Consider the following 20,785-nt stretch of genomic DNA (forward strand, 5'->3'; position numbering starts at 1 on the left):
AATCTATCCTGCGACGCATGAGCAGCGAGCATCCTCACCACCACGATCACGACCATTCCGAATTGTCGGAGACCGAGCTGCGGGTGCGCGCGCTCGAAACCATCCTGACCGAAAAGGGCTACGTCGATCCCGCCGCGCTCGATGCGCTGATCGAGACCTACGAAACCAAGGTCGGCCCGCGCAACGGCGCTCGCGTGGTCGCCAAAGCGTGGAGCGATCCCGCTTTTCGGCAGCGGCTGATGCACGACGCCACCGCTGCGATCGCCGAGCTCGGCTACGCCGGCCGCCAGGGCGAGCACATCGTCGCGGTCGAGAACACGCCCGCGACCCACAACATGGTCGTCTGCACGCTGTGCTCTTGCTATCCGTGGCCGGTGCTCGGCCTGCCGCCGGTCTGGTACAAGTCGGCGCCGTACCGGTCGCGGGTAGTGAAAGAGCCGCGCGCGGTGCTGGCCGAATTCGGCGTGACGCTGCCGCAGGACATCGCGATCCGGGTGTGGGATTCCACCGCGGAGATTCGCTATCTGGTGATCCCGATGCGGCCCGATGGCAGCGACGGCCTCAGTGAAGATCAGCTCGCCGACCTTGTCACCCGCGACAGCATGATCGGCACCGGTCTCGCCCGCACGCCTGCGGAGATCACGGCATGAACGGCGCGCACGACATGGGCGGCATGGACGGCTTCGGGCCGGTAATGCCCGAGCCGAATGAACCGCTGTTTCATGCCGCCTGGGAGCGTCGCGCCTTTGCGCTGACGCTGGCGATGGGCCGGCCTGGCGGCTGGAACATCGACATGTCCCGGTTCGCCCGCGAGAACCGCGCGCCGGTCGATTACCTGTCCAAGAGCTACTATCAGCTCTGGCTCGCCGGCCTCGAAGCGCTGATGGCCGAGCGGGGGCTCGTCACCGCCGACGAGATCGCCGCCGGATCGCCGCTGCATCCGCCCAAGACCGTGCCCGTGCTCGAGGCTGCCGGCGTTGCGCCGATGCTGGCGCGCGGCACGCCGACCGAACGCGACGCGGCGGCCCCTGCCCGGTTCGGCGTCGGCGATCGCGTCCGTGCCAAGGAGCTGCATCCGCGAACCCATACCCGTCTGCCGCGCTACGTCCGCGGCCGGGTCGGTACCGTCGAACTGGTGCACGGCGCCCATGTCTTTCCCGACAGCCACGCGCTTGGCCGCGGCGAGCAGCCGCAATGGCTGTACACCGTGGCGTTCGAGGCGCGCGAATTGTGGGGCGACGACGCCGATCTGGCTTCGCGGGTCTCGGTCGACGCCTGGGATTCCTATCTGGAGCCGGCCTGATGAGCGGCCAGTCCGAGGCCGCGGCGATCGCCGCGCGCAGCGTTCCCGGCCTGCCGCGGGACGATGACGGTCCGGTGTTCCGCGAGCCATGGGAGGCGCACGCCTTTGCGATGGCGGTGACACTCCATGGACGCGGCCTGTTTACCTGGCCGGAATGGGCGGCGGCGCTGGCCGCCGAGATCCGCCGCGCGCAGGCTGCCGGCGATCCGGACTGCGGTGACACCTACTACCGTCATTGGCTCGCGACGCTGGAACAGATCATCGCCGCCAAGGGCGTCGCCAGCCTCGACACCCAGCGTCGCTACCGTGACGCCTGGGACCAGGCTGCCGATCGCACGCCCCACGGCCTTCCGATCGAGCTGCGTTCGGACGATTTTGCACAGCCCAAGCCGTTTTCCGCGGTGGAGTCACCACCGCGTTAACGTTGATGCCACAAGTTTGACCTTCGCCTCGCTCAGGTCAACGAGAACCGAAACGATCGGCGCTATTCTGCCACCTGTCGATATCCTGCGGGATGGCCGGGATGTCGCGGCAGAGAGTTGGGTGATGGCGCAGATCGATCTTGACCGACCGATGCGGTGGGCGGCGAACGCCGCAGGCCGCTACGTTGCCGAAGTCACCTGTGACACCGAATTGTTTCTGCAGCGCGCCGCTGCGCTCGGCCCCGCGGCCGCGATCACTCCGTTTCAGTCAGCCGACTGGCTGAGCGCTTGGCTCAAGCTGCTCGGCCCGTCCGCAGCTGCCGAGCCGCTGCTGATTACCGTGCGCGACAGCTTCCGCGGCGAGATCGCCATGCTGCTGCCCCTGGTGGTACGCCGGGTGTGCGGCGTGGCGCTGGTCGAGTTCGCCGATCTGTCGGTGTCGGACTACAACGTGCCGTTGCTCGGGCCGGCCGCGCCGTCGACGTCTGGTGGCGCGGCTGCCGCGCTCGAGGCGGTGCTGTCGGCGATGCCCGAGGTCGACGTGGTGCGGCTGTGCAATCTGCCGCTGACCGCGGGTGGCAAAGTCAATCCGCTGGCGCTGATGGCGTCGTCGCCCTCCGCTTCGGTGCGCAACGTCACCACGCTGCCGCGCTCGTGGGACGATTATCTCGAGTCGCGCCCGCGAAAATTCCGCAAGGCACTGCGTCAGCATCATCGGGCCCTCGATGCGCTCGGCGGCGTGCGGGTGCGGATGATCACCTCGCCGGTCGACGACGCTGCGCGCCTGTTCGGCAAGCTGGACGAATTTCAGCGCGCCCGGATCGCTGCCCTCGGCAAGCGCTATGTGCTCGACCGGCCGGCTTACGCACGGTTCTATCGCGAGGTGTTTTCGCGCGGCCGGGCGATGCTGTCGGTGATGGAATCCGGCGACTCCGTGGTCGCGGTGGCCTACAGCCTGCTGCACCGGCAGTGCTGCACCACCGTCCGCCTCGCCCATGCCGGGGCCGAGTGGAACCGCGGCTCGCCCGGCATCGTGCTGGCGAGCGAGATCATCCGCTGGCTGATCGACAGCGGCGTCGAGCAGTTCGATCTCGGTGCCGGCGGCTACGATTACAAGAAGCAGCTGGGCTGCGAAGCGCAGCCGCTGCTGGTGCTGGAGAAAGCGCTGACGCTGAAAGGGCGGATGGCGCTGTCGGCGTGGTCGACCTATTCGGGCGGGCGGTCGCTGGTTCAGTCGCTCACCGCAAAGACGTCGTAGACCAACTTCTTGAACATCGGCACCACCCGGCCGCGCTCGGTTTCGGTCTGCTGCATCAGGATGTAGATCATATCGAGTTTCGGATCGACGCCGAAATAAGTCCCGCTGCCGCTGTCCCATTTCAGTTCGCCGATCGAGCCCGGCGCCGGCGGCCTCGCCTCGCCCGGTTCGACCCGCACCGCAAGCCCGTAGCCATAGCCGAAGCCGTCGCCCGGGAAATAGAAGTAATCACGCTCGACGCCGGATCCCGGTCCAATTTGGTCGGTGGTCATCGCCTTGAACGCGGCCGGGCTGAGATAGCGCCGGCCGTCGAGCGCACCGCCTTCGAGCAGCATCTGGGCGAACCGCGCGTAGTCGGTGACGGTCGAGAGCAGACCACCGCCGCCCGACTGCCATTCCGGATGGGCGCGGCGCTGCCGCTCGGAGTCGGCCAGCACGGTGTCGGCCGGAAACACTGCCGCCATCCGCGCCCGCTCGGCCTCGGTGCGCGGCACGAAGCTGGTGCTGGTCATGCCAAGCGGATCGAACAGCCGCTGCTTCAGAAAGCCGTACAGCGGCTCACCCGACACGATCTCGATGACGCGGCCGAGCACGTCGGTGGAATGGCCGTAGCGCCACAGCTTGCCGGGCTGGCGCGCCAGCGGCAGCCGAGCGATCCGCTCGGCGAACTCGGCGTTGTCGAACCGGCCGGCGAACAGATGCGCCTGCTGATACGCCGCCATGATCAATTCGCCGCCGATATACTCGTAAGTAATCCCCGACGTGTGCCGCAGCAGGTCTTCGATCGTCACCGGCCGATCGGGCGCGACCAGCTTCAGCACTGGTTTGCCGTGCCTGGTCGTCTCGATCCCGACCTTCACGCGCGCGAACGCCGGGATGTACTTGGCGAGCGGATCATGCAGCGCCAGGCGTCCTTGGTCGATCAGCATCATCGCCGCGACGCTGGTGATCGGCTTGGTCATCGAATGCAACGCGAAGATCGTATCAGGCGTCATCGGGTGCCGCCGCGACGCGGTGCGCCAGCCGAAACACTGCAAGTAAACCGGTTTGCCGTGCTGCTGGATCAGCGCCACCGCGCCCGGCAGTTTGCGCGCCGCAACCTCATGATCGAAGAAGGCGGTGAGCCGCGCAAGCTTGCCGAAGTTCGGCGCCGACACGGAAGCTGCTGCCCGCCCTGTCAAGGGTGACATGATCAGCGCCGCGCCGGCGCCTTGCAGCACAACGCGGCGGCTGATCGAAACGGTTGACGGCATGGCGAAGCGGTCCTTGGCGGACATGTCAACGCCGATCCTACCACGCGCAGCTTCGCGGCTCGATCATACCAAGGGGTGCGGTCGGTCAGATCCCTGCGGCATATTCGCGCCAGCCCTTGGCGCGCAGCCGGCACGCCGGACACTCGCCGCAGCCATAGCCCCAATCGTGCCGCGCGCCGCGCGTGCCGAGATAACAGGTGTGGGAGTCCTCGCGGATCAGATCGACCAGCGCGTCACCGCCGAGATCCTTCGCCAGCTGCCAGGTCGCGGCCTTGTCGCGCCACATCAGCGGCGTATGCAGCGTGACGTCGCGCGCCATGCCGAGCGTCAGTGCGTTCTGCAGCGCCTGGATGGTGTCGTTGCGACAGTCCGGATAGCCGGAGTAATCGGTCTCGCACATCCCGCCGACGATGTCGGTGATGCCGCGCCGATAGGCCAGCGCCGCCGCAAAGGTCAGGAAGATCAGATTGCGGCCGGGCACGAACGTGTTCGGCAGGCCATCTGCGCCCATCGCGATCGCGACATCGCGGGTCAGCGCGGTGTCGGAGATTTCCGCCAGCGTCGGAATCGTCAGCGTATGATTGTCGCCGAGCTTGGCAGCCCAATCCGCGCTGATGGCGCGGAGGCCCTCGAGCAGCCGCTCCCGGCATGCCAGTTCGATCAGATGCCGCTGGCCGTAGTCGAACCCGATGGTCTCGACCTTGGCGAAACGCGCCAGCGCCCAGGCCAGACAGGTCGCGGAGTCCTGTCCGCCGGAGAACAGCACCAGCGCGGTCTTGTCGGAAGCATGCTCGGTCATGGCGCATGGCTGTAGCACCACGCACCGGGCTCGCCAAATCCGGCGCGGTTTTCGCTGGGATGGCGGCGCCGGTTGCGGCATACGGATGAAACGTCGCCCGCCTTGCCCTTACCCCTGGACCCTCGCCATGCCCCCTTCCCGCGACATCGCCCGCCTGATCGAGATCATGGCCGCGCTCCGCACCCCGGTGACCGGCTGCCCGTGGGACCTTGAGCAAGATTTTGCGAGCATCGCGCCCTACACCATCGAGGAAGCGTTCGAGGTCGCAGAGGCGATCGCACGTCACGATCTCGACGATCTGCGAGAAGAGCTCGGCGACCTTTTGTTGCAGGTGGTGTTCCACGCGCGGATCGCCGAAGAGCGCGGCGCGTTCGCGTTCGGCGATGTGGTCGAGGCGATTACCCGCAAGATGATCCGCCGTCATCCGCATGTGTTCGCCGACGCCGATGGCAATCTGACGCCGTCGCATGTCGAAGGCGTCTGGGACCGGATCAAGGCCGAGGAGAAGGCGGAGCGCGCCGCTCGACGCGGCCTCACCGAGCAGCCGTCCAGTTCCGTGCTGGCCGGCGTCAAATCCGGCCAGCCGGCGCTGTCGCGGGCGATGGATCTGCAGCGAAAGGCCGCCAAGGTCGGGTTCGACTGGAACGACCCGCGCGCCGTGCTGGCCAAGATCCGCGAGGAGACCGACGAGATCGAGGCCGCGCTCGACCGCGGCGATCAGGCGCACATCACCGAAGAGACCGGCGATCTGCTGTTCGCCCTGGTCAACCTCGCCCGCCATGCCAAGGCCGATCCTGAGATCGCGTTGCGCGGCGCCAATGCCAAATTCGAGCGCCGCTTCGCCTATATCGAGCAGGCGCTGGCGGCCCAGGGCCGCACCCCGGACGACGCCACGCTCGCCGAGATGGATGCGCTGTGGAACGAAGCCAAGCGCGCTGAGCCGACGAAATAGCGCCGGCCGGTTCCGATTTCGTCCGCGACTCCCTATGTATGCCTGCACGCACACAATGCAGGGGGTCGCGCGAGCATCATGCTCTCGGTGGAATTGGCAATCGTTGTCGTCCTGATCGTCGTCAACGGTCTGCTGTCGATGTCCGAACTGGCGATCGTCTCGTCGCGGCCAGCACGGCTGTCGATCCTGGCGCAACGCAACGTTCGCGGCGCCCGGCAGGCGCTCAAGCTGAGCGAAGACCCCGGCCGGTTTCTCTCCACCGTTCAGATCGGCATCACCCTGGTCGGCGTCGCCTCCGGCGCATTCTCCGGCGCGACACTTGGGCAGCGCCTGAGCGACTGGCTGTCGGCCTCCGGCGTGCCGTTCGCCGACATCATCGGTGTCGGGCTGGTGGTGACGCTGATTACCTACGGAACGCTGATCATCGGCGAATTGGTGCCGAAGCAGCTCGCGCTGCGCGACCCCGAAGCGGTGGCGGTGAAGGTCGCGCCTGCGATGGCGCTGCTCGCCAGGATCGCGCTGCCGGTGGTGGCGGTGCTCGACGTCTCCGGAAAAGCGATGCTGGCACTGCTCGGCCAGAGCGGGCGGCCGGAGGACAAGATCTCCGAAGAGGAAATCCATAGCTTGGTGATGGAAGCCGAGACCGCCGGCATCCTCGAGCCTGGCGAACGGCAGATGATCGCCGGCGTGATGCGGCTCGGCGACCGCCCAGTCGGCGCGGTGATGACACCGCGTCCCGAGGTCGACATGATCGATCTGTCCGATCCGCCCGAGGTGATCCGCGCCGCCTTCGTCGAAAGTCCGCATTCAAGGCTGCCGGCGACCGACGGCGATCGCGACGATCCGATCGGCATCATCCAGGCCAAGGACGTGCTCGGAATCTACCTGCGCGGCGAAACGCCGGACTTCCGCGCGCTGGTGCGCGACGCACCGGTGATCCCCTCCTCGGCCGACGCCCGCGACGCGCTGCTGATGCTGCGCAACACATCGGTGCATATGGGGCTGGTGTACGATGAGTTCGGCGGCTTCGAGGGCGTGGTCAGCACCGCCGACATTCTGGAATCGATCGTCGGCGCCTTCGGCTCCGAAGACGGACCGCCGGAGCCGGCGGCGGTGCGCCGCGACGACGGCTCGTATCTGATCGCCGGCTGGATGCCGGTCGACGAGTTCGGCGACCTGCTCCGCATTCCGGTGCCGACGCCGCGCGATTATCACACCGTCGCCGGCCTGGTGCTGGCGCATCTCGGCACCCTGCCGAGCGTCGGCGACAGATTCGATTTCGAAGGCTGGCGGTTCGAGATCCTCGACCTCGACCACCGCCGGATCGACAAGATCCTAGCGAGCCGGCTGCCCGACGACGAAGCCTCGCCATGATCGGGCAGCCGCCGCGACGCGGACGAGGCGAGGCACGCGCCCTCGCCGCGGTGCGGCTACTGCATACGGCGATCTGGGCGTTCTTTGCGTCCTCGATCGTCGCCATTCCGGTGACGATCTGGCTCGGGCAGCTCGTGGCCGCGCTGTGGCTCAGCCTGTTCGTCTGGGGCGAGGTCGTCGTGCTGCTGCTGAACCGGATGCGCTGTCCGCTGACCGCGCTGGCGGCGCGTTACACCGACGACCGCGCCGACAATTTCGACATCTGCCTGCCGCGATGGCTCGCCCGCCATAACCAGCGGCTGTTCGGTACGCTGTTCGCCCTCACCCAGCTGCAGCTCGGCTGGGCGCTGCTGACGCGCTGACGCTCTCGCGGCCCCTGAAACGGCGACGACCGCTGCGATCGGTGCGCAGCGGCCGTCGGCAAGTTCCCATCCCGGCCGGACGCCGCCGGAATGGACCAACTGAGAAGCTGTTGCTCAGAACGGGATGTCGTCGTCCATGTCGCTGCGGCCACCGCCGCTGCTCGGCGGCATCGAGCGCCGGCCACCGCCGCCCGACGGGCCGCTGGAGCCGAAATCGCCGCCGGAATTGTCGTCGCCGTAGCCGCCACCACCACCACCGCCGCTGCGGCCGTCGAGCATGGTCAGGTTGGAGTTGAAGTTCTGCAGCACGACCTCGGTGCTGTAGCGCTCAGCGCCGCTCTGATCGGTCCATTTGCGTGTCTGCAGCTGGCCTTCGATGTAAACCTTCGCGCCTTTTTTCAGGTACTGCTCGGCGACCTTGCACAGCCCTTCGCTGAAGATCACCACGCGGTGCCACTCGGTCTTTTCCTTGCGCTCGCCGGTGGCGCGATCGCGCCAGGACTCCGAAGTGGCGATCCGCAGGTTGGCGATCGGACGGCCGTCCTGGGTCCGCTTGATCTCCGGATCGGCGCCGAGATTCCCGACCAGGATCACCTTGTTCACGCTGCCCGCCATCGACGTCTCCTCTCAAAATCTACCAACTGCTCAGCCGCTGCAGCGCGCTCCTCCGGCGCCGCGGCGGTCGTTCTGCCCAAGCGCTTACGCTGTCGGCGCCGCGCCGCCCATACGCCCCTGCGCGAAAAGCCCCGCATCGTCCGCGTTATCCACCGCGGTGAGCGGTGGAATTATGTTCTATTTTTGTTCCAAAGAGAAGCCCAGACTCCGCCCGTAGCCGAACACCTTCTAACAACGCGCGGACGAAGCCGGCGCCGCAGCCGGTATCTCGTTGCTATTTCGACCGGAATTGGTGTCGCTATCGCCGGTTTCACAACCGATGTTTTGCGCGCGAGTGTTGCAGTTCGGAGACTGCGCGCCTGCCAGGTCGCGCGTATAGTCGCAGCCGGAATTTGAGATGGGCACTCGCGCTTCCTCAAGTCCGCAGCGGGACAACTCGCGGACCAGGAACCGGTGAAGCAAACAGCCGGAGAATTGCGATGAAGAAGTTTCTATTGGGGACTGTTGGTCTGATTGCGCTCGGCGGTCTTATTGCGACCAGTGCGGCGCCGGCGATGGCCGCCGATCTCGCGGCCCGCCCCTACACCAAAGCGCCGCCGATGATTCCGGCGCTGTACAACTGGTCGGGCTTCTACGTCGGCGCCAACGGCGGCTGGGGCACCAGCCGCAATTGCTGGGACTTCGCCGGAACCGCAGCGGCGCCGCTCGCCGCCAACGTCTCCGAGGGCTGCCACGACGCCTCCGGCGGCACGGTCGGCGGCCAGATCGGCTACAATTGGCAGATGGGCACCTGGGTGTTCGGTCTCGAAGCCCAAGGCAACTGGGCAGACTTCAAGGGCTCGAACATCAGCACCTCGTTCCCGGCCTTCACCAACGAGAGCAAGGTCGACGCCTTCGGCCTGTTCACCGCCCGGGTCGGCTACGCCTGGGACAACGCTCTGCTCTATGTGAAGGGCGGTGCGGCTGTGGTGAACACCAAATACAGCCGCTACATCACCGCGACCGGCGTGCTTAATGACGACTCGAAGGAAGCCCGCTGGGGCGGCACCGTCGGCGCCGGCATGGAATACGGCTTCACCCCGAGCTGGTCGGTCGCGGTCGAATACGACCACGTCTTCCTCGATAGTCGCGACATGAACTTCGCGCCGACCACCAATGTCGACCGCGTCAAGCAGGACCTCGATCTGGTCACCGCCCGCATCAACTATCGCTGGGGCGGCCCGGTGGTGGCGCGCTACTGAGATTCGCTTCGGCTGAGCTCAGCCACGCAGCAGAAGGCCGGCCTCGCGCCGGCCTTCTGGCGTTTCGGAACCTGTTCCGCCTGCATCGGCTTCGGCCCTCCGCGTTGCCCGCGCACCCTCACCGCAACAATCCGGTTGATGGCGCGCCGAGGCTCTGGCAATCGCGACGCGTTCTTCCTATGTTCCAGTCTCAGCCTCATCCGGCGTCAGCCCCGGTCGCTCCGGCGCGCGCCCCAACCGGCGCGTTGTCGCGCGTCTGGACACCCGTATGGACGAAGTGATCAAGGCCAAGCGTCAGCCCCCCGCGGCCTCGAGCCGGACCGCCATCACCATTCGCGGCGCCCGCGAGCACAATCTCAAGAACGTCGACGTCACCATCCCGCGCGACAGACTGGTGGTGTTCACCGGCCTGTCCGGCTCGGGCAAGTCGTCGCTGGCGTTCGACACCATCTATGCCGAAGGCCAGCGCCGCTACGTCGAGTCGCTGTCAGCCTATGCCCGGCAGTTCCTCGAGATGATGCAGAAGCCGGACGTCGACCAGATTGACGGCCTGTCGCCGGCGATCTCGATCGAGCAGAAGACCACATCGAAGAACCCGCGCTCGACCGTCGGCACCGTCACCGAGATCTACGACTACATGCGCCTGCTCTGGGCGCGCGTGGGCGTGCCCTACTCACCGGCGACCGGACTGCCGATCGAGAGTCAGACCGTGTCGCAGATGGTCGACCGCGTGCTGGCGCTGCCGGAAGGCACCCGGCTGTATTTGCTGGCGCCGGTGGTGCGCGGCCGCAAGGGCGAGTACCGCAAAGAACTCGCCGACTGGCTGAAGAAGGGCTTCCAGCGCGTCAAGATCGACGGCACCTTTCACGAACTCGCCGAAGCGCCGACGCTCGACAAGAAATTTCCGCACGACATCGACGTCGTGGTCGACCGCATCGTCGTCCGCCCCGACATCGGTCAGCGCCTCGCCGAGAGTTTCGAGACCGCGCTGAAGCTCGCCGAGGGGCTAGCGGTCATCGAGTTCGCCGATGCCCCCGCAGCCTTGGCTGCTCCCGCTCCGGCCGCTGACGAGCCCGCGGACGATGCCAAGACCGACAAGAAGAAAAAGGCCGACAAGAAGGTCGCCAAGATCCACGACAAGAGCGGCGCCGAGCGCATCCTGTTCTCGGAGAAGTTCGCCTGCCCGGTGTCCGGCTTCACCATTCCGGAGATCGAGCCACGGCTGTTCTCGTTCAACAACCCGTATGGCGCCTGCCCGGAATGCGGCGGCCTCGGCATCGAACAGCATATCGACGCCGACCTCGTCGTGCCCGACAAAGAGCTCAGCTTGCGCAAGGGCGCGATCGCGCCGTGGGCGAAGTCGTCGTCGCCGTACTACCTGCAGACGCTGACCGCGCTCGGCAAGCACTACAAATTCACGCTCGACACCAAGTGGAAGGACCTGCCCAAGAAGGTGCAGAACGTGTTGCTGCACGGCTCCGGCGACGACGAGATCAAATTCTCCTATGAAGACGGCGTGCGCTCCTACGACACCAAAAAGCCGTTCGAGGGCGTCGTCACCAATATCGAGCGCCGCTTCCGCGAGACCGAGAGCGAGTGGGCGCGCGAAGAGCTCGGCAAGTACTTCTCCGACGTGCCGTGCGATGCCTGCCACGGCCATCGCCTCAAGCCCGAGGCGCTGTGCGTCAAGATCGGCGGCAAACACATCGGCGACATCTCCGAACTGTCGGTGAAAGCCGCCGGCGACTGGTTCGCCTCGGTGCCGAAGCTGCTCAACACCCAGCAGAACGAGATCGCCGTCCGCATCCTGAAGGAGATCCGCGACCGGCTCAGCTTCCTGCTCGACGTCGGCCTCAACTATCTGACGCTGGCGCGCTCGTCCGGCACCCTGTCGGGCGGCGAAAGCCAGCGCATCCGCCTCGCCTCGCAGATCGGCAGCGGCCTCACCGGCGTGCTCTACGTGCTCGACGAGCCGTCGATCGGCCTGCACCAGCGCGACAACGCCCGGCTGCTCGATACCCTGAAGCGGCTGCGCGACCTCGGCAACACCGTGATCGTGGTCGAGCACGACGAGGACGCGATCCTGCTCGCCGACCATGTGCTCGACATCGGCCCTGGCGCCGGCGTCCATGGCGGCCACATCATCGCGCAAGGCACGCCGGCCGAGATCATGCGCAATCCGAAGTCGCTGACCGGCAAGTATCTCACCGGCGAATTGTCGGTGCCGGTACCCGAGCGCCGGCCGCCGAACCATCGCCGCACCCTCAAGCTGGTCGGCGCCCGCGGCAACAACCTGAAGAACGTTTCGGCCGAGATCCCGCTCGGCCTGTTCACCTGCGTCACCGGCGTCTCCGGCGGCGGCAAGTCGACGCTGCTGATCGACACCTTCTACAAGGCGATCGCCCGCAAGCTGAACAACGCCAGCGAGCCGCCGGCACCGCACGACCGCATCGAAGGCCTCGAGCACATCGACAAAATCATCGACATCGATCAGTCGCCGATCGGCCGTACCCCGCGCAGTAACCCCGCGACCTACACCGGCGCGTTCACGCCGATCCGCGAATGGTTCGCCGGCCTGCCGGAGTCCAAGGCGCGCGGCTACGAGCCCGGCCGGTTCTCGTTCAACGTCAAGGGCGGCCGCTGCGAGGCCTGCCAGGGCGACGGCGTCATCAAGATCGAGATGCACTTTTTGCCCGACGTCTACGTCACCTGCGACGTCTGTAAGGGCAAGCGCTACAACCGCGAAACGCTCGACGTGCTGTTCAAGGGCAAGTCGATCGCCGACGTGCTCGACATGACGGTCGAGGAAGCCGCCGAATTCTTCAAGGCGGTGCCGCGCGTCCGCGAGACCTTCAAGACGCTGCAGCGCGTCGGCCTCGACTACATCCACGTCGGCCAGCAGGCCACGACGCTGTCCGGCGGCGAAGCCCAGCGCGTCAAGCTCGCCAAGGAGCTCAGCAAGCGCGCCACCGGCCGCACGCTCTACATCCTCGACGAGCCCACGACCGGCCTGCACTTCCACGACGTCGCCAAGCTGCTCGAAGTGCTGCACGAGCTGGTCGCGCAGGGCAACACCGTCGTGGTGATCGAGCACAATCTCGAAGTCATCAAGACCGCCGACTGGGTGATCGACCTCGGCCCCGAAGGCGGTGATGGCGGCGGCGAAATCGTCGCCTGGGGCCCGCCGGAAGACATTGTCAAAGCGCCGAGGAGCTACACGGGGAAGTTCTTGAAGCCGGTGCTGGAGAAGAAGGGGCCGACGCGGAAGAGGAAGGCGGACGAGGCGGCGGAGTGATTTGACGAGGGGCTTATGGCCTGCAACGGGTTTAACCATCCCACAAATTGTCAATGCGACTTCAGAGGCGGACAACGGCGCTCTCGCCCGCCCGATTGGCATGGCTGGGTCCCAAGGATCGCACGCAGAGCCTTAAAGGGACCGACCTCACAATGCCCGGAATGCCACGCGCCGGTCTATTTTATACGCGGACGACATGGGGGCGGCACCTTCTTTGATAAACTTGGCCCTCCTTGGCCCAAGCATGCATGCACCGACAAATCGAAAAAGTACTCGGTATATTCAAGATCGGGCAGACCAAGACTTCGAGTGAAGCCAGGACGCTTCGAGACGGATCGATGGCTTCCATTTTTTGTTAGACACATTGAGAAGCTTGGGGTTGGCACAATCATTCATGGCCATATCCTAGATGTTCCCACGGTAGAGCACCTCCGCACTTTGATCATGGACTGTGAGCCAGACTCTCTTCAGCCTGTGTATTTCCGTACAGAAGCGATCGATGCGGCTACCGCGGAATTGAACTATTTTCCCGTTGGGCGAGACGATCCAGTCTCATGTTTTCTGCGCAGAGACTGCAAAAACGAAATCGATCTGATCCTTAAGTGCAAGGATACGTCCAACGAAACTAGTACGCAGCAAGCGTAGCCCGGGTGAGCGGAGCGACACGCGGGCTACCCCTCTCCTCCATATCGCTTCGTTCCTGCGAGCTACAGGTCGCGCTCAAATTGAAGTAGCTCTTCACGAGGATGATCGTGATGACCCGAATAAGGCTCGAACTCATCCATGAAGGCCGTTATGCAGCCGAAGTCGCTGTCGCGCGCGGCGAGGAAGGCGCGTGGGCGCCTTACCTTTCGCCGGACGACGTGCGCAAGCTCGAGGCGGTGCGGTCGGCACTGCGACGCGGCGACCTCGCCGAGGCGGCAAAGTATGGCCGCATTTTCAAACTCAAGCCGATCTCGACCTGATCAGCGACGAGCCGACACCTCGATCACCGCTTCTTCCCGTGCGATCGCGGCGAGGATCGCCGGCAGCGCGCCAGTAATCAAGTCAAGCAGCTCGCGATTGCTTGCATTCCCCGATCTAATCCAGACCACCGTGGGCCCACTGTCGGTAGCAGCACGTAGCATCAGAAAGTCCCGGTCTTTGGTCACCAGGGCCGCCGACTTGGCAATTGCCGCTCGCCAAATCTGATGATCGGTCGCGGAAAGTAAGCCGATATCTGCCACGTGAACGGCGTCGAAACCGGCACGCCTGAACGCCTCCGCCAGCGCCGGCGGAAGTTGCGCATCGATCATGAAGCGCGGGCTCATTCCGCCGCGATGATAGGGTGATCCGCCTGCTTTGCTGCGAAGGCCAGCACCGCGTCGATATCCGCGTCTTCCAGATACGGATAGTCGTGCAGGATGTCGTCGCGCGACGCTCCCGACGAGAGCTGCGCCAATACGTCGGAGACGCTGATCCGCATGCCGCGAATGCAGGGGCGGCCGTGGAGCACATTCGGATCGATCGTGATGCGTGCGAGCAGGTCTGACATCGGTGATCTCCTCGTAAATTCTAGCATTTACGATGCCCATTGTCAGCCAGCGGAGCCCGGTTGCGCGAGGCGCAAGCCGGGGCGGGCTGATCATGGAGCCCCGCATTCCGCTTCGCTTCATGCGGGCTACGGCGCATCGCCCCCCCACCCGAATGTGTCTCGCCCTCCCGCCCCCGCCCGTCTAAACTCGACGCATGTCCCGCCTCACCGCCCTCACCCTCGCCGCCGCCCTCGCTTTGCTCCCCGCCGCCGCCTCGGCCGCTTCGACCAAGAAGCATGCCAAGCGCTCCCACGGCTACGGCTTCCTGCCCGGCTATGTGCAGCCGCCGAACAACGCCGTGCCGCTGTTCAAGCAGAAACTCACGCGCGAGCAGCGGGCGATGCTGCGGCCGAAGCGGCCGTGGTACATCGATCCGACGCCGGATTATTATCGCTGGAACGGCCCCTGGAGCGGCGAGTGGCGTTATCCCGGCCGCGCCGGCTTCTATCGCGGCCGTTACAACGGCGGCAGCTTCGGGCCGTGCTGGACGCAGACGCCGATCGGGCCGATCTGGAATTGCGGGAAGTAGGGTCAGCTCACCGCCGAACGGCGGATGACGCGCGTCGGGCTGGTCCGCTCTACAAATGTCCCAACAGCCTGCCCCCTCACTCGTTCAGCACCGTATCGACAAACTGCGCCGGGTCGGCGCAGAATTCCCGAAGCACCCGGAAGTGGTCGGTCAGTTCGAGCGCCACCGGCTCAAGGCCGTATTTCGACAGACGCAGCAGCCGCGCGTGTGGATAGGCCATCAGCATCGGCGAATGCGTCGCCATGATCACCTGGCAATTGCCCGCCTGATCCATCCGCCGTAGCAGCTTGAGGAACTCGATCTGCCGCGACGGCGACAGCGCGGATTCCGGCTCGTCGAAGATGAAGATACCCTGGCGCTGACAGCGTTCCTCGAAGAACCTCAGGAAGCCCTCGCCGTGCGAATGCGACAGGAAGTCCGGCGGAATCCCATCGCTTTCGTAGGCGGCGAGATCGAGATAGCGCGCGACCGAAAAGAAGCTCTCGGCGCGGAAGAACCAGCCGGTGGTGATTTTCGGCAGCCAGCTCGCACGCAGCGCTTTCGCGAGCTGTCCACCCATCTTCTCCAGCGCCTGCGAGTGGTCGACCGGCCTGTAGCCCTTGCCGCCGCCGGCTTCGTCGTAGCCGGCCAGCGCCGCGATGCCTTCGAGCAAAGTCGATTTGCCGGTGCCGTTCTCGCCGACGATGATGGTAATCGCGGCGTCGAAGCCGAGCTCGAAGCCGTCCCGCAGGAACGGCAAGCAGAACGGATAGGCCTCGGGATCGGAGACGCGGGCGTCGTCGAGCCAGACTCGCCGGAGATAAGGCGCGGGCAGGTTGATCGGGCGAAACCGTTTCGCCATGGCGGGCTCCTCGATTGCGGCCATGCAGCTCGGCGCTTCGATGTCGGAGACTAGGCGAATCCGTGGAAGGAGTCCTATCTCCGAAGTAGTGAACGCCACGCTCGCAAGATCGACGACGGCGCATCTGTCCCTTACCCATTGCATCCCCCGCCCGTCCCGGGCCAATAATCGGCCATGACGCTGCACGACTTTCGACTCGCCGTTCGGCGGCTCTACGACGGCGCGACGCCGCGCGGGGTGGCGTTTCGCTACGGCCTGTTGGCGTTCGACGTCGTCACCCTCCTGTTCATCGTCGGCACTTCGTTCCTGCCGCGAACGCAAATCGTCGAGAGCTTCGACCTGGCGTTCGGCGTCTTGATCATGATCGACTTTGCCGCGCGGCTCTACGCCAGCCGGCGGCCGATGCGGGAGTTCGGTCGGCTGGCGACCTGGACCGACCTGGTGGCGATCGTCTCGTTCCTGGCGCCGCTGCCCGGCGAGGGCGCGGGCTTCCTGCGCATCCTGCGCACGCTGCGCGCATTCCAGGATTACCAGATGCTGACCCGGCTGCGCAGCGACAGCAGCTTCTTCCGGCGCCACGAGGAAGTCGTCATCGCCGTGGCGCGACTGGCGGTGTTCATCTTCGTGATGACGGCAATCGTCTACGAGACCCAGCGCTTCCGCAATCCGCAGATCGCCAACTATGCCGACGCGCTGTACTTCACCGTCACCGCTCTGACCACCACCGGATTCGGCGACATCACGTTGCCCGGCACGCTCGGGCGGATGATCAGCGTCGTGATCATGATCTTCGGCGTCACGCTGTTCTTCAATCTGGCGCGGGCGCTGATCAACCCGAGCAAGGTGCGCTTTCCCTGCCCGGTCTGCGGGCTGCAGCGCCACGATGCCGATGCGGTGCATTGCAAGGCGTGCGGGACCGTGCTGAATATCCCGGACGAGGGGCACCACTGAGCCCGCTGCCGCGCCGCTCGCTGCCGACAGGATCCGCCATGCTCACCCGCCGCCTTACCCTCGCCCTCCTCGCCGCCGCTCCCGCTCTGCCCGGAGCCGCGCTCGCGCAGGCGCCGGCCAAGCCGAACGCGGCCGACCCCGCCGCGCTGCTGACCCGGCTGTACAAGGCGGCCGCCAAGGACAATGCCGGCAGCGCCTTCGTCAACAATGCCAAAGAGCGCGCGAAGTATCTGTCGACGTCGTTCGCGGCATTATGGAGCAAAGCCGAGGCCAAGGTGCCGGACGGCGAGATCGGGCCGATCGATTTCGATCCGGTCAGCAATTCGCAGGATCCGGATATCAAGTCGTTCGTGATCAAGACCGAGAGCCAGGACGATGCCCGCGCTACGCTGGCGGTCGCGCTGATCGGCAGCCAGCGGCGCAAGGTCGCAGCCGACAGCGTGATCCGCTACAATCTGGTGCGCGACGGCACCTCGTGGCGGATCGACGACATCCGCGGCAGCGCTGAAGGCCAGCCGTGGTCGGTGCGGCAGATGCTCGAGACGTCACTTCAGAACTAATCAACGCTGCCGCAACAATGATCGTGGTGCGGAGACGCACCGCCTGCTCCCGCGCGCCTCCGGGATTCACCGGGTTGCGCGCAGCGCTCCGGTGTGGCCTTACCCTCGGCACGATCCATCGCCGACGGCAGCAGCCGCGACAAAGCTGCGCTGCCATGCCACGCACCCTTGACTTCCCCGGGCGCGGCATCACTTGACAGCCAACGGCGCGTCCGGCTTCGGCCGGTGCGCCGAACATTGAGATGAGGAGACGTCATGAGCGAGACCACGACCGAAGCCGATGTGCGCGACAACAAGGCGCTGAACCGCTTCGAACTCGACGCCCATGGCGAGATCGCGTTCGCCAATTATCGCCGCGCCGGCGGCCGCATCGTCATCACTCACACCGACACCCCGCCGCCGCTGCGCGGGCGCGGCATCGCCTCGCGCCTGGTTCGCGGTGCGCTGGATCTGATCCGCGCCGAGGGTGCGAAGGTCAGCGCCGGCTGCGGCTTCGTCGCCGATTATCTCGACGCTCACCCGGAATACGCCGACCTCACCGCCTGAGGTCTCGGCCGGGCCGCGCGCGGTCCGGCGATTGCCCGCCGCAGCTCGCTGTGGCATCGGTTCCCTTGCGCGCGGCACGCGGGTCCATCCTGTGATCTCCTGCGGCCGCGCTCCGCAGGAGCCGTGCCAATGACCGTTTCGCCGCCGCCGGGGTTTCAACCGTTCGCCGTTCAGGACGGCTATATCGGCACCAATGGGCCGTATTACTGGCGTCAGAACGCCGACGGTCAGCCGGAATTTGGCTTCCTCAGCGACGAGCGCCACGGCAATCCCAACGGCGTGCTGCACGGCGGCGCGCTGCTCGGCTTCCTCGATACCATTCTGGGATTTTCGGTGGTGCTGGCGGGCCAGCGGCGCTGCGCCACGGTGTCGCTCGACAGCCGCTTCATCGCCACCATCGAGCCCGGCGGCTGGATCACCGGCCGCACCACGATGAAAAAGCTGTCGCGCAGCCTCGCCTTCATCGACGCCGAAGCCCTCGCCGGCGACAAGCTGCTGGTCACCACCAGCGCGGTGTTCAGGATCTTTGAATCCTAACGCATCCCGATGCGGCCCTGCCGGGCCGCAAAGAAGCGGCACGGCAGACCCTCCAAGATGCGGCGCGGGATCAGTGCGTGATATCGGCCGGCAGCTTGCCGCCGTTGGCGACCAGCTTCGCCATCACCTGCTTGTGCAGCCAGATGTTCATCGACGCGGAGTCGTTCATGTCGCCGCTGTAGCCGAGCTCCTTGGCGAGCTCCTTGCGGGCCGACAGGCTGGAGTCGATATCGAGCGCCTTCATCAGATCGACGATCGAGGTGCGCCACTCCAGCTTCTCGCCTTTGGCCTTCACCGCCTTGTCGAGGATCGGCGCGACGTCGACCGAGGGCGCTGCCGTCGGCTGCGGTGCGGTCGGTGCCGGCGTGGTGCCCGCCGCAGCGGTCGTCGCCGGTGGCGGTGCCCCGGCGCTGCCGGATGACGCAGCCGCGCTGTCACCGAAAATCGCGCTCATGATCTTGCCGAAAATGCTCATGGTGATCTCCCCCTGGTTGCGATGCCGTGCATCGTCCGCGTCAACAGCCTGAAGGCCGATTGGGTTCCAGCAGCGGATCACCAGCGTCGGCCGGCCGATCAGCCCGCAACGCAACATCGGAATCTCACCAAAGCTTGAGCAACGCCTGACGGCTAGCAGCGTTAGGATACCACTACAGGTCGCGGCAAGTACGGGTCACAAGACCAGTTCGTTCGTTGCTCTCGCGTCTGGCTCCTTCTGATCGTTCGTGTCCGCGCAAGAAGCGCCCGGCCCGCCGTTTCGGCGCAACGGCCGGTGATGATCAACGTCGAACACGGGAGGACGATACGCATGGCCACGACCTATTCATCCGCTCCGTCCGCGATCGCTGCGGACGACGCAGTCCCCGCCGTCCATCACATCGGCCTCGCCGATCTCGGCACCGCGCTCAGGCAAGGCTGGGACGATTTCAAAGCGGTGCCGAGCCACGCCGTGATGCTGGTGCTGATCTATCCGGTGCTCGGTCTGGTGCTGGCGCGTGTGGTGCAAGGCTACGCGGTGCTGCCGTTGCTGTTTCCGCTCGCCGCGGGCTTCGCTCTGCTCGGCCCATTTGCGGCGCTGGGGCTGTATGAGCTGAGCCGGCGCCGCGAGCTTGGCGAAACAGCCTCCGCCTCAGATGCCCTAGAGGTGCTACGGTCGCCGTCGCTCGGGGCGATGCTCGGCTTCGGCGCCATCCTGCTGGCGCTGTTTCTGGTCTGGCTCGCGGCCGCGCAGGCGATCTACGTTTCGCTGTTCGGCTATGCCCCGGCCGCCGCGATCCCGGACTTCGTCCACCGGGTGCTGACCACGCCGGAGGGCTGGGGACTGATCCTGATCGGCTGCGGCGTCGGCTTCCTGTTCGCGCTGGCGGCGCTGTGTCTCAGCGTGGTGGCATTCCCGATGATGCTGGACCGGCACGCCGGCATCGGCGACGCGATGGCAACCTCACTGCGGGTGGCTGCGGCTAATCCCTTGCCGGTCGCCGCGTGGGGCATGATCGTGGCGGTGCTGCTGGTGGCCGGCTCAGTTCCGGCCTTCCTCGGGCTTGCGGTGGTGATTCCGCTGCTCGGGCACGCCACCTGGCATCTGTACCGAAAGGTGGTCGAGCCCAATCCGAATCCGCCGTACGTGCCGCCGACTCGCCCGCTGAAACGATCGGCCGCGGATTTTCCCGCCAACCTGCTGCAGTGGAAGCGCAACCGAAGCTGAATCGGCCTTCGGCAAGCGCTCAACCTTGGCCGCCGGTCACTCGCAGAGGCCGGCGGCCAATTGTGCATTGCGGCAGATCAAATTCCTCAATTCGCCATGAATGGTTGTTCACGTCCTCCGTATATATGCGTAGAATGCATGGGAACGGGCCGAATTGTTCGAACGTCTTAACCCGGAGGGAGGAGCCTTTCGGAATTACAATTCCTCTGTGGCCGAAGAACCTAAGAAGTGACGCCTCATATCAGGCTGATAATGCACTATATTTCAGCTCGTAGCGCCCCGAACCCGCTCTGATTCGGTGTTACGCATTAAGCTGCGAGCAGATCGCAGGACCTCGACCTGCCCGGAAGGGTTAATCATTCCTTCCCGATGGTATGCATCCACTGCTTAGCTGCGGTGCAACATTTTCGCTGCTGGATTCCCGACTCCTCGCCTATATTGCTTTCAACGCTTCGGTTCTTCCGAAGAACTGAATCGTCGACAAGGAGACCATCCCATGCTGCTTTCGCTCATTCGCGCGATCCGCGCGTTCCGGGACTACCAGCGCAATGTCGCTGAGCTGTCCCAGCTCAGCGATCGCGAACTGGCCGACATCGGACTTGACCGTTCGGACATCCCGCGCGTCGCTTCGGGTCACTACAACGGCTGACCCACTTCTGTTTCTGCCCCTA

General features: G+C 65.6%; 24 protein-coding genes. 17 read left to right on the plus strand and 7 right to left on the minus strand.

Annotation, left to right across the window (positions count from 1 at the left end):
* Positions 1–17 precede the first annotated feature (17 nt).
* From nthA to DNX69_RS08105, 4 genes are all read left to right on the plus strand, one after another.
* Positions 18–650, plus strand: a complete 633-nt coding sequence (gene nthA, locus DNX69_RS08090) for a nitrile hydratase subunit alpha (RefSeq protein ID WP_110785507.1) — start codon at positions 18–20, stop codon at positions 648–650.
* Positions 647–1,303: a nitrile hydratase subunit beta gene (gene nthB, locus DNX69_RS08095; RefSeq protein WP_110785508.1), complete on the plus strand. Its 657-nt coding sequence runs from the start codon at positions 647–649 to the stop codon at positions 1,301–1,303. Before nthA ends, nthB begins: the two co-directional genes overlap by 4 nt.
* Positions 1,303–1,725: a nitrile hydratase accessory protein gene (locus DNX69_RS08100; RefSeq protein WP_110785509.1), complete on the plus strand. Its 423-nt coding sequence runs from the start codon at positions 1,303–1,305 to the stop codon at positions 1,723–1,725. The genes nthB and DNX69_RS08100 overlap by 1 nt, the downstream gene beginning before the upstream one ends.
* Before the next feature lie 124 nt (positions 1,726–1,849).
* Positions 1,850–2,983 (plus strand): GNAT family N-acetyltransferase, encoded by a 1,134-nt coding sequence (locus DNX69_RS08105; RefSeq protein ID WP_110785510.1) that lies wholly within the window; start codon positions 1,850–1,852, stop codon positions 2,981–2,983.
* On the opposite strand, the gene DNX69_RS08110 is transcribed toward DNX69_RS08105, so the two are convergent.
* Both DNX69_RS08110 and queC read right to left on the minus strand, forming a co-directional pair.
* Complete coding sequence (locus tag DNX69_RS08110) at positions 2,956–4,236, minus strand: serine hydrolase domain-containing protein (protein WP_110786021.1); 1,281 nt, start codon at positions 4,234–4,236, stop codon at positions 2,956–2,958. The genes DNX69_RS08105 and DNX69_RS08110 overlap by 28 nt on opposite strands.
* Positions 4,237–4,321: 85 nt before the next feature.
* Positions 4,322–5,035, minus strand: coding sequence for a 7-cyano-7-deazaguanine synthase QueC (queC, locus tag DNX69_RS08115; protein ID WP_165825213.1), 714 nt, complete (start codon positions 5,033–5,035; stop codon positions 4,322–4,324).
* Between the two features lie 127 nt (positions 5,036–5,162).
* Between queC and mazG the strand changes: the two genes are divergently transcribed.
* The 3 genes from mazG to DNX69_RS08130 all read left to right on the plus strand — a co-directional run bounded on the left by mazG (position 5,163) and on the right by DNX69_RS08130 (position 7,723).
* Positions 5,163–5,987, plus strand: a complete 825-nt coding sequence (gene mazG, locus DNX69_RS08120) for a nucleoside triphosphate pyrophosphohydrolase (protein WP_110785511.1) — start codon at positions 5,163–5,165, stop codon at positions 5,985–5,987.
* Positions 5,988–6,065: 78 nt separating this feature from the next.
* Complete coding sequence (locus DNX69_RS08125; RefSeq protein ID WP_110785512.1) at positions 6,066–7,361, plus strand: hemolysin family protein; 1,296 nt, start codon at positions 6,066–6,068, stop codon at positions 7,359–7,361.
* Positions 7,358–7,723 (plus strand): hypothetical protein, encoded by a 366-nt coding sequence (locus tag DNX69_RS08130; protein ID WP_110785513.1) that lies wholly within the window; start codon positions 7,358–7,360, stop codon positions 7,721–7,723. Before DNX69_RS08125 ends, DNX69_RS08130 begins: the two co-directional genes overlap by 4 nt.
* A gap of 114 nt (positions 7,724–7,837) precedes the next feature.
* Here DNX69_RS08130 and DNX69_RS08135 read toward each other — a convergent pair whose 3' ends face one another.
* On the minus strand, positions 7,838–8,338 hold the full coding sequence (locus DNX69_RS08135) for a single-stranded DNA-binding protein (protein WP_110785514.1): 501 nt from the start codon (positions 8,336–8,338) through the stop codon (positions 7,838–7,840).
* 479 nt (positions 8,339–8,817) lie between these two features.
* Here DNX69_RS08135 and DNX69_RS08140 point away from each other — a divergent pair, with 479 nt between their 5' ends.
* From DNX69_RS08140 to DNX69_RS08150, 3 genes are all read left to right on the plus strand, one after another.
* Complete coding sequence (locus tag DNX69_RS08140) at positions 8,818–9,579, plus strand: outer membrane protein (RefSeq protein ID WP_110785515.1); 762 nt, start codon at positions 8,818–8,820, stop codon at positions 9,577–9,579.
* A 268-nt stretch (positions 9,580–9,847) separates the two neighbouring features.
* Complete coding sequence (gene uvrA / locus DNX69_RS08145) at positions 9,848–12,874, plus strand: excinuclease ABC subunit UvrA (protein ID WP_110785516.1); 3,027 nt, start codon at positions 9,848–9,850, stop codon at positions 12,872–12,874.
* A 755-nt stretch (positions 12,875–13,629) separates the two neighbouring features.
* Entirely contained in the window at positions 13,630–13,839 is a 210-nt protein-coding gene (locus tag DNX69_RS08150; protein WP_110786023.1) for a hypothetical protein, read from the plus strand.
* Here the strand turns inward: DNX69_RS08150 and DNX69_RS08155 are convergent, their stop codons facing one another.
* A complete protein-coding gene (locus tag DNX69_RS08155) occupies positions 13,840–14,184 on the minus strand; it encodes a DUF5615 family PIN-like protein (RefSeq protein WP_041807294.1) in 345 nt (114 codons plus the stop codon).
* Positions 14,181–14,408, minus strand: coding sequence for a DUF433 domain-containing protein (locus DNX69_RS08160; RefSeq protein ID WP_110785517.1), 228 nt, complete (start codon positions 14,406–14,408; stop codon positions 14,181–14,183). The genes DNX69_RS08155 and DNX69_RS08160 overlap by 4 nt, the downstream gene beginning before the upstream one ends.
* Positions 14,409–14,602: 194 nt before the next feature.
* On the opposite strand from DNX69_RS08160, the gene DNX69_RS08165 reads away from it, so the two are divergent.
* On the plus strand, positions 14,603–14,977 hold the full coding sequence (locus DNX69_RS08165; RefSeq protein WP_110785518.1) for a hypothetical protein: 375 nt from the start codon (positions 14,603–14,605) through the stop codon (positions 14,975–14,977).
* 76 nt (positions 14,978–15,053) lie between these two features.
* Here DNX69_RS08165 and DNX69_RS08170 read toward each other — a convergent pair whose 3' ends face one another.
* On the minus strand, positions 15,054–15,818 hold the full coding sequence (locus DNX69_RS08170) for an AAA family ATPase (RefSeq protein WP_110786024.1): 765 nt from the start codon (positions 15,816–15,818) through the stop codon (positions 15,054–15,056).
* Between the two features lie 174 nt (positions 15,819–15,992).
* Here DNX69_RS08170 and DNX69_RS08175 point away from each other — a divergent pair, with 174 nt between their 5' ends.
* From DNX69_RS08175 to DNX69_RS08190, 4 genes are all read left to right on the plus strand, one after another.
* On the plus strand, positions 15,993–16,769 hold the full coding sequence (locus DNX69_RS08175) for a potassium channel family protein (protein WP_110785519.1): 777 nt from the start codon (positions 15,993–15,995) through the stop codon (positions 16,767–16,769).
* 38 nt (positions 16,770–16,807) lie between these two features.
* Positions 16,808–17,329, plus strand: coding sequence for a DUF3828 domain-containing protein (locus DNX69_RS08180; RefSeq protein WP_110785520.1), 522 nt, complete (start codon positions 16,808–16,810; stop codon positions 17,327–17,329).
* A gap of 255 nt (positions 17,330–17,584) precedes the next feature.
* Positions 17,585–17,875 carry a GNAT family N-acetyltransferase gene (locus DNX69_RS08185; protein WP_110785521.1) on the plus strand — a complete coding sequence of 97 codons (291 nt, stop codon included), beginning with the start codon at positions 17,585–17,587 and terminating at the stop codon, positions 17,873–17,875.
* Positions 17,876–18,004: 129 nt separating this feature from the next.
* On the plus strand, positions 18,005–18,412 hold the full coding sequence (locus tag DNX69_RS08190) for a PaaI family thioesterase (protein WP_110785522.1): 408 nt from the start codon (positions 18,005–18,007) through the stop codon (positions 18,410–18,412).
* Between the two features lie 70 nt (positions 18,413–18,482).
* Here DNX69_RS08190 and DNX69_RS08195 read toward each other — a convergent pair whose 3' ends face one another.
* On the minus strand, positions 18,483–18,887 hold the full coding sequence (locus DNX69_RS08195) for a DUF3597 domain-containing protein (RefSeq protein ID WP_110786025.1): 405 nt from the start codon (positions 18,885–18,887) through the stop codon (positions 18,483–18,485).
* A gap of 330 nt (positions 18,888–19,217) precedes the next feature.
* On the opposite strand from DNX69_RS08195, the gene DNX69_RS08200 reads away from it, so the two are divergent.
* Positions 19,218–20,114 (plus strand): DUF2189 domain-containing protein, encoded by an 897-nt coding sequence (locus tag DNX69_RS08200; protein ID WP_110785523.1) that lies wholly within the window; start codon positions 19,218–19,220, stop codon positions 20,112–20,114.
* 496 nt (positions 20,115–20,610) lie between these two features.
* Positions 20,611–20,763, plus strand: a complete 153-nt coding sequence (locus DNX69_RS08205; protein WP_012496279.1) for a DUF1127 domain-containing protein — start codon at positions 20,611–20,613, stop codon at positions 20,761–20,763.
* The last annotated feature ends 22 nt before the right edge of the window (positions 20,764–20,785 follow it).

The organism is Rhodopseudomonas palustris, from assembly GCF_003226555.1.
Taxonomy (GTDB): domain Bacteria; phylum Pseudomonadota; class Alphaproteobacteria; order Rhizobiales; family Xanthobacteraceae; genus Rhodopseudomonas; species Rhodopseudomonas palustris_I.